Origin of the sequence: Streptomyces odontomachi, assembly GCF_024435355.1 — a bacterium.
Taxonomy (GTDB): Bacteria; Actinomycetota; Actinomycetes; order Streptomycetales; family Streptomycetaceae; genus Streptomyces; species Streptomyces odontomachi.
In genome coordinates this window covers 97197-111345 of sequence record NZ_JAMJWG010000004.1, presented here as the reverse complement: position 1 = coordinate 111345, position 14149 = coordinate 97197, and the positions used below count along the sequence as shown (strand labels likewise).

10 protein-coding genes, 1 tRNA gene and 2 pseudogenes are annotated in these 14149 nt (G+C 70.8%); 1 reads left to right on the top strand and 12 read right to left on the bottom strand.

The window, feature by feature from the left end; all coding sequences use genetic code 11:
* Positions 1–136 precede the first annotated feature (136 nt).
* From NQO67_RS11390 to NQO67_RS11335, 12 genes and pseudogenes are all read right to left on the bottom strand, one after another.
* Positions 137–1006, bottom strand: a complete 870-nt coding sequence (locus NQO67_RS11390; RefSeq protein ID WP_255949740.1) for an ATP-grasp domain-containing protein — start codon at positions 1004–1006, stop codon at positions 137–139.
* Positions 1003–1887: an ATP-grasp domain-containing protein gene (locus NQO67_RS11385; protein WP_255949739.1), complete on the bottom strand. Its 885-nt coding sequence runs from the start codon at positions 1885–1887 to the stop codon at positions 1003–1005. Before NQO67_RS11385 ends, NQO67_RS11390 begins: the two co-directional genes overlap by 4 nt.
* A gap of 406 nt (positions 1888–2293) precedes the next feature.
* A complete protein-coding gene (locus NQO67_RS11380; RefSeq protein WP_255949738.1) occupies positions 2294–2725 on the bottom strand; it encodes a S26 family signal peptidase in 432 nt (143 codons plus the stop codon).
* 11 nt (positions 2726–2736) lie between these two features.
* Entirely contained in the window at positions 2737–4641 is a 1905-nt protein-coding gene (locus NQO67_RS11375; protein WP_255949737.1) for an ABC transporter ATP-binding protein, read from the bottom strand.
* Positions 4638–5192: a thioredoxin domain-containing protein gene (locus tag NQO67_RS11370; RefSeq protein WP_255949736.1), complete on the bottom strand. Its 555-nt coding sequence runs from the start codon at positions 5190–5192 to the stop codon at positions 4638–4640. Before NQO67_RS11370 ends, NQO67_RS11375 begins: the two co-directional genes overlap by 4 nt.
* A gap of 247 nt (positions 5193–5439) precedes the next feature.
* A pseudogene (locus NQO67_RS44550) lies at positions 5440–5883 on the bottom strand (MauE/DoxX family redox-associated membrane protein); the annotation flags it as partial.
* Positions 5855–6067, bottom strand: coding sequence for a hypothetical protein (locus NQO67_RS11360; RefSeq protein ID WP_255949734.1), 213 nt, complete (start codon positions 6065–6067; stop codon positions 5855–5857). The pseudogene NQO67_RS44550 and the gene NQO67_RS11360, both read right to left, overlap by 29 nt.
* A gap of 150 nt (positions 6068–6217) precedes the next feature.
* Positions 6218–7078, bottom strand: coding sequence for a helix-turn-helix domain-containing protein (locus tag NQO67_RS11355; RefSeq protein ID WP_255950017.1), 861 nt, complete (start codon positions 7076–7078; stop codon positions 6218–6220).
* A 1394-nt stretch (positions 7079–8472) separates the two neighbouring features.
* Positions 8473–9447 (bottom strand): AraC-like ligand-binding domain-containing protein, encoded by a 975-nt coding sequence (locus NQO67_RS11350; protein ID WP_255949733.1) that lies wholly within the window; start codon positions 9445–9447, stop codon positions 8473–8475.
* 515 nt (positions 9448–9962) lie between these two features.
* Positions 9963–10038 (bottom strand) — tRNA-His (locus tag NQO67_RS11345).
* Positions 10039–10238: 200 nt separating this feature from the next.
* Positions 10239–10841 carry an oligoribonuclease gene (gene orn / locus NQO67_RS11340; RefSeq protein ID WP_255949732.1) on the bottom strand — a complete coding sequence of 201 codons (603 nt, stop codon included), beginning with the start codon at positions 10839–10841 and terminating at the stop codon, positions 10239–10241.
* Positions 10842–11132: 291 nt separating this feature from the next.
* A pseudogene (locus NQO67_RS11335) lies at positions 11133–12369 on the bottom strand (GlxA family transcriptional regulator).
* A 1222-nt stretch (positions 12370–13591) separates the two neighbouring features.
* Between NQO67_RS11335 and NQO67_RS11330 the strand changes: the two are divergent.
* Positions 13592–14116, top strand: a complete 525-nt coding sequence (locus NQO67_RS11330; protein ID WP_255949731.1) for a universal stress protein — start codon at positions 13592–13594, stop codon at positions 14114–14116.
* The last annotated feature ends 33 nt before the right edge of the window (positions 14117–14149 follow it).

Sequence of the window (14149 nt, the reverse complement as noted above, 5' to 3'; positions counted from 1 at the left end):
CCGACCGCTCTCCTGGCCGGGGGAGCCCTTCCCGGCACCGTCCGCCGGACCGCTCGAGGCTGCTGCCCGCCAGGCGGAGGCCGCGGCCCGGACACGCCTCATGGGGGAGATCACCGCACACGGGTGCCCCCGGCGGCTACGCGGAAACCTCCGGGGACGGCTGGCAAGTGCGTGGCGTCCGGTCGGTGTTGACCGGCGCCGAGGGGGACGTCCCCGGGCGACGTGCGCGGTCCAGGGCAAGGGCCGCCAGGGTCTCGGGTGCGTCCGACTGGCCCCGGACGCCGGGGAAGGCGTTGATGTCCACGATCACGGGAGTGCCGTCGCCGCGGTCAAGGATGTCGACGCCGTAGACGTCGAGGGAGAACACCTCTCCGACGCGGCGCACCAGGGCCGGCCATCCGGCCGGCAGGTCGTCGAGGGCGAGCGGCTGGGTGGGGCCGCGCCCCGAGGGGGAGAGTTCGGAGCGGCGCAGGGCCGCGAAGAGCCGGTCACCGATCGCCCAGAGCTTGTGGTCCCAGCCCTGGTTGGGCACGAAGTCCTGGACCACGACCGGCTCGTGCGGATGGGCGGCGGCCAGCCGGCGCAGGTGTGCGGGGCCGTCGATGCGGGTCACCACGTCGTGCCGTCTGCTGTGGCGGCTCTTGACCACGACGGGTCCGGGCAGCGCCGGCGTCGACGCCAGATCCTCGAGGGTGGCGAAGGTGCGCGTGGCGGCGAACGGGAGGCCGGCGCTCAGCGCCCGTGCGGCCATGGCGGTGCGGTCCTGGCACAGGGCGGTCGCGGCGGCCGAGTTCATGACGCGGGCGCCGTGTCCTTCCAGGGCCCCTGCGAGGTCGAGGGCGCGTGGTGTTCGTGCCTTGAGCAGGTAGACGTCGGCGAGTGGTTCGAGGACGGGCTCCGCGGCGTCCGGGTCCAGCACGTCCACCCGGTGCTCGGGGGTGAGCAGGGCCGTGGTGAGCGCCAGCAGCGGGTGGGCCGGATCGCGCGTGATCAGGCCGATCCTCATGCGGTTCTGCTCGCGGTCATCGGGGTCGGGGCGGCATACCGGGGCGGCTTCGCTGCGTCGGGCGCCCGGCCGGCGCCGGCCGCCAGGGCGAGCACGGCCCGGGCGACGCGGGCCGCCGCGTCAGGGACCTTGCGGAAGCTGGGGAAGTCGTTCACGTCGACGACCACCGGGCCGTCCGGTCCCAACACGATGTCCACACCGTACAGATCGAGGCCGTAGACCACGCCGACCTGGGCGGCGATCGCGGCCACCTCGTCGGACAGCGGCACGCGGCGCTCCTCGACCGCATGGTCGGGGTGGAGCGGGGAGCGGCGCTCGGTGGCGTACAGCTCGCCGCCGACGCTGTACACCTTGATGTCGACGCCCGCGTTGGAGACGTACGGCTGGGCGATGAGCAGGCCTTCGCCCGCGAGGTTGGGGTGCAGGGCGGCGAGCCGGCGCGGCGTGGACACCAGGTGCACGGCCCGGCCGGAGCTGCCGTCGGCCGGTTTGACCACGATGGGGTACTGCGACTCCGGTATCTGGCTGAGCAGTTCGGGCTGGGCGGCCGCGTAGGTAGCGGGCAGCGGAAGTCCGCGGCTGAGGCCGATGGCGGCGGCGAGCGCCTTGTCCCGTACGACGCGTATCGCCCCGGCCGTGTTGATCGTCGTCAGGCCGGCGGAGGCCGCTGCTTCCAGCAGGGTGAGGCCCGGGCCGCCGGAGACGGTCTTGAGCACCCAGGCGTCATGGGTGCTCGTCTGTACGGCATCTGTCATCCGTAGCAGGGAGCCACCCGGGCGCAACACGTCCACCTGGTGTCCCCAGGAGGTGAGTTGGCGGATCACCTCGACGGGCATTCCGTCGTGACGGTACTGCTCCTCCACCAGAAAGCAGAGCTTCATTTGTTCTTCCTCGTGACCGCCGGGCGCCCTGCCCGTCGTTCGCTGTCCGGCACCCTGTGACGTCATATAGGGCCACAGGATGTCATGACTGGCTTGGCGGGGAGCTTGCGTGTCCTGTGAAGTCTGCCGATGACCGGGCTGCCCCGATCGCTGAGGAGGGCCGCGTGGTGTGGCGGCCCGGCGCGGCCTGTGCATGGCAGTGCGGTACCAGGCGGTTCCGGCGAGTCGACTCCATGACGAAGGCCCCTGACCTTTGCCGGGTCAGGGGCCTCTACCGAAAGGGTGAGTGGCGGGACTCGAACCTGCCGCGGCCGTCAGCCGGGCCGGGCCGGCCGCGCGGCGAGCCCGGACCGCCCCGTGCTCGCCCCGTCCCGGCGACCGGCCAGGTGACCACGAGACCGGCCGCTCACCGGCTGGGCAGCCTGACCACACCGAGGATCCGCTCGAGCGGGAAGTAGCCGAACTCCCTCGAATCGAAGCTCGCCGCGCGGTTGTCACCCAGCAGCACGGCCATGCCGCCCGGCACGCGCTCGCCGGATGCGTCGGCGAGCGCCGGAACGCAACGGCGCGGGATCGGATCCCCTGGAAGGGCCGACACCCGCTTGATCATCCAGTGCCGCTGTGCCAGGAGAGGCGGAGCGGCTTTCGCCGCGAGCGGCTCCTGTGGCCAGCCGTGCATCCCCAAGGGGGATTCGGCGACCACCACCCGGCCGACCGCAGGCTTCGCGCCCCGGATCACCAGCACCTGATCGCGGTCCCGGAACGCCGGCTCCATGCTCACACCGTCGACGGTGACGGCCACCAGCCGGTGGGTGAGTGCTGCGGCGACGAGCGTCACGCGGTCCGACATCATCTGCCGGCCGCCGTTTCCACCGAGTGCGCCGAGCCGGCCGACTCCTCCTGACCCGTTCGGTATCCGGCGGCCTGTAGGGCGAACAGGCGCGCGTACTCGCCCCCGGTCCGCATCAGTTCCATATGGCTGCCCTCCTCCAGTACCCGACCGTCACCGAGTACGGCGATCCGGTCCGCGTCGCGCACGGCACCGAGCCGGTGGGAGATCAGCAGACTGGTACGGCCCGCCCGGTGGCGGGCGATCGAGAGGTGGATCCGGTGTTCCGACTCCGCGTCGAGTCCCGCGGAGGGCTCGTCGAGGATCATCAGGTCGCGCCCTTCCCGGAGGAAGGCCCTGGCCAGGGCCAGACGCTGGTGCTCCCCACCGGACAGTAGAGCCCCCGACCGGTGGTCGCAGGACCGGCTGTCCTGGTGGAAGGTGCGAGAGAGCATCGTGTCGTACCCCTGCGGGAGCCCCGCGAGCTTCTCGTGCAGCCCGGCCTTGCCCGCCGCGGTCTCGATCTGGTCCCTCGCGTCCAGCAGCCGCAGGTCTCCGAGCCCGATGTTCTCGGCGGCGGTCATGTCGTAGTGCTGGAAGTCCTGGAACAGGGTGCTGATGCGGTCGCGCAGTCCTGCCGGATCGGCGTCGCGCAGGTCGACGCCGTCCCACAGCACGGTGCCGTGCGTGGGGTCGTAGAACCGGCACAGCAGTTTCACCAGCGTGGACTTCCCGGCACCGTTCAGACCCACCAGAGCCAGCGACCGTCCGCACGGGATGAACAGGTTCAGCCCGCGCAGCACCCAGTCGTGGTCCGCGGAGTAACGGAACCAGACGTCCCGCAGCTCGATGCCATGCCGCAACGGTGCCAGCGGGACCGGCTCGACGGCCAGGGAAAGGTCGGGTTCGGCTTCGACGACCTTCAGGTAGTGGTCGAACATGAGCAGGGAGCGCTGGGAGGCTGCGAGCTGGATCAGGAGGTTGCCCAGCGAGTTCTGCACACCGTCGACCGCCGCCACGAACATCGTCAGCCCGCCGATCGTCAACGTACCGTCGTGCGCCGCGAACACCGCCCACACCAGTCCGGCTCCGGAGACGAGTGCGGCCAGCAGCTCCAGGGCGCTCTGCACCTTGGTCTGGTGCGCGTCCACGGACCGGGCGACGGCGTTGGCCGCCCGGCGCTCCGCCAGCACGCGCGACCGCAGGAAGTCACCGATACCGAACAGCCGGATCTCCTTGGCCGCGGTGGGCGACGCGATCAACCTGGCGTAGAAGTCCTCCCTGCGCTCGATCCTGCTGACCTCGAACACCGCGCGGGCCTGCCGTCGTGACAGGGCGAGCTGCGCCACCAGCGAGGGAACGCCCGCGGCCAGCACGATCAGGGCCATCAACGGGCTGAGCGCCACCAGCGAGACCATGAACCCCGTCACGGTCACCACGGACCGGCCCGCGCCCAGCACCGCGTCAGCGAGCTGGCCGGCGACGGTCCTGCCCACGTCCTTGGCCAAACGCAGGCGGTCGAGGAACGCCGGCTCCTCCAGCCGTCCCAGACCGGGGTGGCGGCCCACCGCGGTGAAGAGCCGATCCTGCGACAGCAGCCCCACCTCCCGGTCCACCACCCCGCGGAGATAGCGGGCGATCAGCGGGCCGAGGCCGACCACGATCGCCGCCAGGACGTAACCCAGCGCGGACCCGAGCAACGTCCAGACGCCCGCGTGCCGCGTCAGACCGTCGATCAAGAGTTTCGTCACCCACGCGACCAGCACCGGCACCAGTCCGGTCGCCAGCGTGACCACGGCGTATCCGGCCGAGGCCCACGGCGCCGCCGTGGCACACAGGACGATGGCGGTGGTGATACGTCGGTAGGCGGAGTGCGTGTGCGCCTCCTTGGTGCTGCCCGGCCGGCGCCGGCGGGGTGTCCTCACCGTGCCGGCACCGGTACGTCGAGATCGATCCGCTCGGCGGTGACGATGGGACGTCCGTGCTCGACGCTGGGGGCGACGACGAGCACCACGGGGAACCCCTTGAGGTCGAAGGCCGTGCTCACCGCGCCCTCGTTGCTGGTCTCGTGCACCACCCGGGCCACCGGACGCAGCCGCTCCAGCATGTCGGCGGCCGCCTCGGGCTCACCCACCACGGTGGCCAGTACCTGCTCGCGGCCGCCGGGGAACGAGGCGGCGAAGTCCACGAACTTCGGCAGCTTCTCCTGGCACGGGCGGCAGGTCGGCGAGAAGAAGGCCACCAGCGTGTCGCCGTGCCGCAGGCTCTCGTCGTCCACCGGCTCGGCGTCCTCGGTGAGGGTGGCGAACTTCGCTATCTCGTCACCCATGCCGACCGCGATGGGCGGGCTGGTTCTGCCGTTGCGGTTGAGGATCTCGGCCTGGTCCCGCAGGCGTTTGATCATTCCGAGGCTCAGCACGAAGTTGAGCACGCACAGCGCCCCGACGAAGACCAGGGCGGCGATCAGGGGGGTCATGACGTTTCTCCTGTCGAAAGGTGGTGGACGTGGCAGCAGGCCGAGCGGTGGTCCGCGCACTCGGCCGGAACAGCTCCACGAGTTCGTCGAGAGTGGTGACGAGCGCCCCGCACACCAGCCCGGTCACGATCGCCAGCAGCTGTCCGGCGGCGCTGCCGCCGGAGCCCGGTCCGTACAGTGCCGAGCCGCAGGCCGGGATGGCCAGCGCCAGGTTGCGGACGGCATGCCAGCCGCGGACCGGTGCCGTGGAAACGCCGAAGCAGCGGCATGGCGTGCTCGTCCCCCGGCGCAGGGCGAGCACGATGCCGAGCGCGAAGGCGAGCAGCAGGCCGGTCGCGAGCCAGGCGCCGCATCGGAGCGCCCCGGGTGCCGGCAGCGCCAGCAGCCCCACCACGCCGAACTCCAGGGCCACGACGGCGGGAGCCAGCAGCCGGCGAGCCCCGGGGACCGGGGCGAGCGCCTCCACCGCCGCGGTGAACTCGCCGAAGGACCGGCGTCCGGAGACCTTGCTCACCGAGGACGCCAGGAAGACGAGACCGATCAGACTCCTGATCAAGGTCGAGAGATAGTGCTCCACGATTCCCCAGACGAAAGTCGGTGCCGGCGCGCAGCTGCGCTGGGGCAGAGCCCGGGGCGCCAGCGCCCCGGGCTCAGGACCACGATCAGCAGTAGCACTCGAGGTAGCCGCCATCGGTGCCGCAGCACGCGGCGTTGTAACCGCACCAGTGGTTCACGTTTCCGTACCCGTTGGCCTTGTTGCACTGCCAGCACTGGTTCCAGCAGTACTGTGCCCCTGAGACCTGCGCTGACGCGGAGATCTTGGGCACGAAGCGCTCAAGCAGCGCCTGCCCGACGGATTCCAGCTTGCGGAGCATGTCACTCTCCTCCCGTTGTGAAAGACGACCCGACTTGACGTCGGCTCAGGTCACCTTTGCATCGTGCCGGTCGGCCGGTATTGGAGAAAACCGTCATTGTATTTTTCCGACCGGCTCACGCTGTGGCGTATCCCCGTTCGACCGCAGGATTCAGCCCTCCTGCAAAATGCTGGTGATCCGTCCGGCGGCCCGGTCGACGGATCCCTTTCCGCTCTGGTATTCGGAGATGAAGCGCAGGGGTGGGTGCCCCGTCAGCGCGGTGAACTCCCGTGTCAGGTGCGCCTGGTCGTAGAACCCGCAGACGGACGCCGCCTCGCTGGGCCTGCGGCCGGCCGAGATCAGCGCGGCGGCGTGCTGCATGCGCAGCACCCGGGCCAGTCGTTTGGGAGTGAGTCCGACCTGCTCGTTGAACTTGCGCTCAAGTTGGCGCTGGCTCCATTGCATGCTTTCGGCCAGGGCGGTGATCTCCACCCTGCCGCGGGACTCCTCCAGGCGTTGCCAGGCCGCTACCACCCGCTCGGATGCGAGCCGGCCCTCCCGCCGGCAGCGCAGCAGGAACTGGTCGAGGATGGCGAAACGCGAGGGCCACCCGGGGGCCTGCGCCAGCTGCTCCGACAGGTGCTGGATCCGGATGCCGAGGACGCCGGCGGGCTCCGCGCCGAGGTTGGGCAGCTCGTCCAGGGCCACACCGAACAGTTCGAAGGCCGCCCACGGCGCGAACACCACCTCGACCCCGTGTATACCGCCGGTGTGCTCGCCCAGCACGGGGCAGGTGTTCGGCGGGCTGAGCAGGGACACCACGGTGCGGGCCCGGTGGGGTGCGCTCACCGGCGAGATCCGCAGCGCCGCACCGAACCCGAGGACCAGCGTCGTCAGTCCGCAGGGGATCTCCCAGTGCCTGTGCACCAGTCCTGGCGCGTACCGGAATCCCCGGTAGCGGAGCACTCCCGGCCCCAGCGACGGGTGCGGCTGCCCGAGGGCCAGCTCCCACCGGTCCTCGGGGCATCGCATCCGGTTCACGGGCAGGGCCCGCCTCGTCAGCGGGCGGCCGGACACGTTAACACCCGAGAACGACACCGGCAGTCAGCGGTGGCCCGATTGTCGGACATCCCGCCCGGGCTGGGAAGTGCCCGCCGAGCGGAAAAGGTCGTGGTGCCGCAGAGGGCGGGCGGAGCCGTGCGGCATGACAAAGAGAACGATCTGTGCATGGTATTCATCTCCGAGTGACGCGTTGTTGTTGTAGTGCGTGGATGGAAGGGCGCACCGGACATCCGGTGCGTGTGTCCGCCTGTCCTCCGTCGAATTACGGCGACGGTTTCTGGAGGCTGAACAACGAATATCTGCGGCTTTGCCGCGCAGCCGGAGCGTGCACGGGAGAAACCGGCCGTCACTGGTGCGTGGCGCTCGGCCGGCAGAAATGACCGGACAATCGGCGCCGGTTTCCGGGCGCGTAATTCGGCGCGACCGCGCACGACCGGACGGCCGCCGCCGCCGTCCTCCCGGTGTCGGCGTCGCCCGCGCTCACCCCGGGTCAGGAGCAGGGCGGCGGCACGCGCTGCCTGCCCTCGGGTGCCTTCCGGTCGCGAGGGGCGCTCGCCGCGCAACGGCCACCATCACGAGCCGGACGCCCGCACGGGAAGCCCGCTTCATGCGCCAGGCCGATGTCCCGTTCCGCTGCCTGCCCCCGGCACGACGGATCCAAGGTTTCCCCTGGTCGCTGACGACGGCCCCGGCTCGAAGTCCCTGGCGCGTGGGGTCCCTGCGATCGGCGCCTGGCGTGGCCCGCGGCGCCCAGCGTCCGGCCACGCTCTGTGCGGGCAACGGATCGTCGGCAGAGCGGTGTCTGCCGGCCGGGTGGCGACGCCTGCGGCGACGCTACGAACGCACGCCTGAACGGTTCCTCGCCCCGGTCGGCCCGGCCGCAGCCCTCATCGGCTGCCGCGGGTTCGCCGGCTGAGGCGACGTCCGATCCTGTGGGTGCCGGCCGCCCGGTCCGGGATGCCGTGGGCCGTGAAGACGGCGGAGTCGGCCGGTGACGCCGCTACTCGCCTGTTCGTGGTGATGATGACTTCCCCCTGATGACGGTGCGCGCCTCCGTGTACCGGTTGGCAAGCACGGTAGGCGCGGGCTGATACGCCCCGCTTGTGCCTGTTGGTGCACGATCTACCGAAAGGGTCTTGCCGGAAGGATGTGAGGAAGGGGCGGTTGGTCAGTCCCCTGTGGGGCGGACCACTCTCCGCCCCACAGCGTCACTCCTGCTGGTTGCCGGCAGGCAACGGGTAGGAGTTCCCCCCGCGGCGGTCCCCCCGGGCCGCCTTGCGCCAACGCACTCGGTGGCTGGCGCCGTCGAACGTTGACTCTGCCACGGCCCCTCCCGGGAGTCGTTGGCGATGAGCGCCACTGGCTTAGCGGTGGGTGCCAGTCCCGTCCCCCAGGGCCGTGTGTCGGTAGGCGCTGGGGGTGATGCCGTGGTGGGTGCGGAAGGCGCGGGTGAAGTCCGCGGGGCGGGAGAACCCCCACCGGGCGGCGATGGCGCCGATCGGGACGTCCCGCTTCAGGGGGTCGGCCAGGTCCCGCCGGCAGCGCTCAAGACGCTGACCGCGAATCCATGCCTGAACGCTGGTGTCATGTTGCTGGAAGAGCCGGTGCAGCGAGCGGACCGAAATGTGGTGGGCTGCCGCTATCGCGTGCACGGTGAGCCGCGGGTCGGCCAGGTGGCGCTGGATGAACGAGGTGATGCGCAGGTGCATCGCGCGCTGCCGGGAGTCGGCGGGAGCCTCGTCCTCGCGGTCCAGGCAGTGCGCAAGGAGGGTGGTGACCAGGTCCACGGCGACCGTCCCCAGCCGCGGGCCGTCCTGCGGCCTGTAGCCGGCTCCGTCCTCCGCCAGGTGGGTCAGGAAGGTCGCCAGCAGCCGGCCGACTCCTCTGGTTCCGGACAACGTGCGGGACAGCATGTGGTCGAGGTGGCAGTCGGACAGGGGGAGCAGCCGGCGGGGGAGTTGGAGGAGCAGGTCCTCACCGTCGGCCCAGCAGTCGAAGGGTCTCGAACTGTCGAAGAAGGTGAGCTCGCCCGGCTGCGGTGCGCAGTGCTGGCGGTTCTGCACCAGTACATGACTTCCGGAGCGCATGAGCCCGACGTGAAAGCACTCCGGGTCCGATACGCGGATGAGCTTCGGAGTCCGGGACGACCGGAACGAGTGGTATGTGATCACCGACGCCTGTACCGGCCCCAAGGACATCGCACTCAACCGCCCGTGGAAGATGTCATCGTCGAGCCGTTGGAAGGATGTCGGCATCACGGCATCCGAGGTGACCTCCGCCCATGCGGCAAGAGCGTCCTGCGGAGGGAAGTCGTCGCTGTCGAAGACCTTCTGCACCATGTCTCCTCGCCGGGTGGGCCGGACCGAACAGGGCGGGGGCGTAGTGCGCGGTACTCCCGTGGCACGTCGGGGGCCGCGGCCGACAGCGGCCACTGCGCCAGGGGTCCTCGCGAACCCGGCCGGCAGCAGGTCGTCAGGCGTCGGGCACCCCTCCATGACTCGCCCGAATCAGGTACCCAAATCATCTCATCGGATGTGACAGTCCGCTCCCCCCAATCTGGCACGGCAGAACCGCATTTGGACGGATGCCCGGGCAGTCGTGCGCGGCCACCTGCCGAGCCGATCCGGACCTCCCTGGCACCGTTGGACCGGGATGCCACCAGCGGACCGGGACGCTCGCCGCGTCGTCCCGCGGACCCGACGCCTGGCGCGCCGCCCGTGGACCGGGATGTGTGGCTCGGCGCCCGCGGAGCGGACCGCAAAGGGAGAAATGCGGCGGTGGCGGGCGGGCCGTTTGCCAGGCTGGACGACGAAAAAGCCCCTGACTTGCATCTCTGCCAGTCAGGGGCTTTTCGTGGGGTGAGTGACGGGACTCGAACCCGCGACATCCTGGACCACAACCAGGTGCTCTACCAGCTGAGCTACACCCACCATGACCGGTATGTGCACCCCGTCCGCACGCGGTGCGGGATCCCTGCCGGCCGAAAAAAAGTGTACAGGGTCCCGGTGGGTGCTCGCGCACGGCTTTTTCCCTGGCCGGCACCTCGGGGGCCGGCACCTCCGGCACCCGGTCCCTCGGGCCCCCGAGCCCGGTCATGGGCCGCCGGGGCCCGGGGGACCGGCCGGACGGGTCACTCGGGCGGGAGCACGGTGCGTGTCGCTATGGCCTTGGCCGTGTCCGAGTCGGGCCCGGGCTGCGGGACGAAGACCGCCTCGCGGTAGTACCGCAGCTCCACGATGGAGTCGCGGATGTCCGCGAGGGCACGGTGGTTGCCGGTCTTCTCGGGGCTGTTGAAGTACGCCCGGGGGTACCAGCGGCGGGCGAGTTCCTTGATCGAGGAGACGTCGACGATGCGGTAGTGGAGGTAGTCCTCCAGCGTGGGCATGTCGCGGCTGAGGAAGCCGCGGTCGGTGCCGACGGAATTACCGCACAACGGGGCCTTCCCCGGCTCCTTGACGTGTTCACGCACATACGCCAGGACGCGCTCCTCGGCGTCGGCGAGCGTGGTGCCCCCGGCCAGTTCGTCGAGCAGTCCGGAGGAGGTGTGCATCTCCCGCACGACGTCGGGCATGGTCGTCAGGGCCGCGTCCGGTGGGCGGATGACGATGTCCACACCGTCGCCGAGCACGTTCAGCTCCGAGTCGGTGACCAGCGCGGCCACCTCGATGAGCGCGTCTTTCGCCAGCGAGAGCCCGGTCATCTCGCAGTCGATCCACACCATGCGATCGTTCATGTCTCTCACCCTACGGCGCCCTCGAAGGATCCCGTCCACCGCAGGGGACGGGCTGGCTGCGGAACTGTTGTGCAGCCGCCCGCGGTCCTCACGCGGATGCTGGGGATCTTCCACGCGGCCCGGGTCCGGGCACAGGCGGCGCGCCGGTGGGCGGCACGGCAGGACGCCGGGGCGGGCCGCGCGGGGCGGCGGGCGGCGGGTGGAGCCGGCGGGACACGCGCCTGCCCGGCCCGGGAACCGGTCCCGGGCCGGGCAGGTACTACGCGGTCATGCGTCCCGCACGCGGGCCGGTCACCCCACTCGCCCGGGTGCCGACCGCTCCGTTTCCGTGCGCTGGCCGGGGAGGCTCGGGCGGCCGGGGGCGTATGCCTCCTGGCCCGTCGAGCGGCCGTTCTCCGGCGCGGGGGTGGCCGCCGTGCCCAGGGGGCCGCCCGTGGAGCGGCGGTTCTGGGACGGCACCGCGGACTCCTGATGCTGGCCCGTGCCCTGCTCCGACGGCTTCTCGGCGCCGGGCCGGCGGGCCCGGTAGGCGGCCCGGTAGGCGGCGGGAGAGGAGCCGAGCTGGCGCCGGAAGTGTCCGCGCAGGGCCACCGGGGAGCGGAAGCCGCAGCGTCCGGCGACCTCGTCGACCGAGTAGTCGGAGGTCTCCAGCAGCCGCTGTGCCTGGAGCACCCGCTGGGTGATCAACCATTGCAGGGGAGCGCTCCCGGTAAGCGACCTGAACCGTCGGTCGAAGGTGCGGCGGCTCATGTACGCCCGCGCGGCCAGGGTCTCCACGTCGAACTGCTCGTGGAGGTGTTCCAGCGCCCAGGCGACGACCTCGGCAAGCGGGTCGGCGCCGATCTCCTCTGGTAAAGACCTGTCCAGGTAGCGTTCCTGACCTCCACTTCTGCGGGGCGGGACGACGAGCCGGCGGGCCAGAGCGCCGGCCGCCTCGTTCCCGTGGTCGGTGCGCACGATGTGCAGGCACAGGTCGATGCCGGCCGCGGTGCCCGCGGAGGTGAGCACGTCACCGTCGTCCACGAACCAGCTCGCGCGGGTCGACGTGCACGGACGGATAGCGCTTGGCGAGCGTGGGCGCGTACATCCAGTGCGTGGTCGCCGGGCGGCCGTCGAGCAGGCCGGCTGCGGCGAGTACGAAGGCGCCGGTGCACAGGCCGACGATGCGCGCGCCCTCCTCGTGGGCCCGGCGCAGCGCGTCCAGGGCCTCCTCGGGGGGTGGCGCGGTGATCGACCGCCAGGCCGGCACCACCACGGTGCCTGCGCGGGCGATCGCGTCGAGATTGTGTGGCGCCGTGAGTTCGAGTCCTCCCGTGGTGCGCAACGGGCCGTCCTCGCCGGAGCAGACCAGCAGCCGGTAGCGCGGCACTCCGGCGTCCTGGCGGTCGATACCGAAGACGGACAGCGGTATGGAACTCTCGAAGATGGGGCCGCCGCTGAAGAGCACCACGGCGACGATTTCCCTGCGCCGCCGCCCGGAGAGCTTCCGAGCCGCGGCTTCAGGTGCGGCAGTGGAGTCGTGGCTCATGTCCCTAAGCCCCCCTCGGTGGTCGCGGCGCCCCTTACCCTGTGGGTCTGTCGCTCCTGCACGTTTCCCCTCGGTCCTGCACGAGTCCCCCGCCGTGTGACAGTCATGATCGAATCTACTGGGTCCGGCAGGCCCGACGTGACCAGTTCCGGCGCCCGCCACTATGTCGACATGGCAACTTGGCGTAAAGCATTCGATCACGAAGCGTTGCACTCCGAGGGCCCGGCTGGGAAGTGGGCCTCGGCTACGTGGCCGGTCCCCGTAGGGCGACAGTGTGCCCCTTGGTGCGTTCCTTACTGGTGGGCAGGGGGGTAGAGAGGGGTTCGGCCAAGGTTGGACTGGGGTCCATAAGTTGGCTGAAAAGCATCGTTGAGTGCAGCAGCAAACCGGATGGTTTTCCGGCGCACGGCCCCGCATGGGGCCCTATCGCCCTTGTGCGCTCCCGTGCGGCCCCGCGCTCATTTGCAGACCAGGCCCACGGATGCGGCGTGGCTTTTGGCTGGGACACCCCGGCTCCGCCGGGTGGGGCGGGGCTTTTTCGCGTCGCCGAGGCGGCGCATTCACGATTGTGCTGTACCACCCCGTTGTGCGCCGTCGCACACCCTCACTTCCAGGCGTACGCCAGCGATCACGTGGGGGCAATGGAGTGGGAGGTGAGAGTCGTGGGGGCCGTGCGGGTCGCATGGGCGCGGGCGCGCTGGTCGGCGGGTGCTTCCGGATTTCTTCGGTCGGGCATCGGCCGGCCGGACGGTACCCGGGCGCCCAGGCCGGTAGTCGGGCCAGAACCGGCCGCTCACCCGGTCGTCCCGGTGGCGCGGAGTGCCGGCCGGCCAGCGGCCCGGGCCGGCATCGTCGTATTGCAGCGACGCGGTGGCCACGGCCGGCGGCGGTGGAATACTGCCTGGTCAGAGCGGTGTGCTGGGGTAGCGTGCACGCGTGGTGAAAGACCGGGAACCGGCTGTACCGAGCAGCAACCATTGCCATAGGGGTATGCACTCATGCATGCTCCGGGGAACACCGCCGCGGCGTCGTACAGCCGTGAGCTGAGCCTGAGCTGGAGAGGAGTGCCGCCGTACCCTTGCGGGTATGGGGTTGGGAAGATGATTCCCGGACACGCTCCGGGGCCAACTGCCGTGGTTTCCGCGGCCAGTGCTCCGGACACCTTGACAGCAGCATCCCGTCAGCCGCCCCTCCCTAGAGGACTCCCTTCGCCGAGACACCGATGGCCGGTCACGAATACCACGACCCAGCGGACCGCAAACGGCAGGTCGCCGATCCCTCGGCCGACCCCCTGGCGGCAGCAGAGCCGCGTCACGAGTGCGACCCGGCGTTCAAGCACGGCGTCGTCGTCGGGTTCGACGGCTCCACATCAAGCGAGCGTGCCCTCGCGTACGCGATCGGGATGGCCCACCGCTCACAATCCGGTCTGATCATCGTCCATGTCGCCAACAGGCTGCCGACCACGGTCTGGGCAGGCTGCGAGCCACCGGTCTTCGTCGACGTCCCGGACCACCGCACCGAGGTCCTCGGGCTCGAACTGGCCTGTGCCGACTACCTGTCCGAGGTGCCGTGGATCCTCGTCGAACGCGGCGGCGACATCTGTCACGAACTCGAAGGCGTCGGTCACGAGTACGAGGCGGACGCCATCGTCGTCGGCTCCACGCACGGCATCGTCGGCCGCATCTTCGGCTCCGTGGCGGGCCGGTTGGCCCGTCGGGCGCAGCGGCCGGTCATCGTGATCCCGTGAGCTGAACGGCGCGCCGGGCCCGGCGGGGGCCGC

Excerpts from the sequence above, each read along its gene's own strand:
- NQO67_RS11350 (WP_255949733.1), bottom strand. The coding sequence starts at position 9,447 with ATGGTGCAGAAGGTCTTCGACAGCGACGACTTCCCTCCGCAGGACGCT.
- NQO67_RS11385 (WP_255949739.1), bottom strand. The coding sequence starts at position 1,887 with ATGAAGCTCTGCTTTCTGGTGGAGGAGCAGTACCGTCACGACGGAATG.
- NQO67_RS11390 (WP_255949740.1), bottom strand. The coding sequence starts at position 1,006 with ATGAGGATCGGCCTGATCACGCGCGATCCGGCCCACCCGCTGCTGGCG.
- NQO67_RS11360 (WP_255949734.1), bottom strand. The coding sequence starts at position 6,067 with ATGCTCCGCAAGCTGGAATCCGTCGGGCAGGCGCTGCTTGAGCGCTTC.
- NQO67_RS11330 (WP_255949731.1), top strand. The coding sequence starts at position 13,592 with ATGGCCGGTCACGAATACCACGACCCAGCGGACCGCAAACGGCAGGTC.
- NQO67_RS11370 (WP_255949736.1), bottom strand. The coding sequence starts at position 5,192 with ATGACCCCCCTGATCGCCGCCCTGGTCTTCGTCGGGGCGCTGTGCGTG.
- orn (WP_255949732.1), bottom strand. The coding sequence starts at position 10,841 with ATGAACGATCGCATGGTGTGGATCGACTGCGAGATGACCGGGCTCTCG.
- NQO67_RS11355 (WP_255950017.1), bottom strand. The coding sequence starts at position 7,078 with ATGCGATGCCCCGAGGACCGGTGGGAGCTGGCCCTCGGGCAGCCGCAC.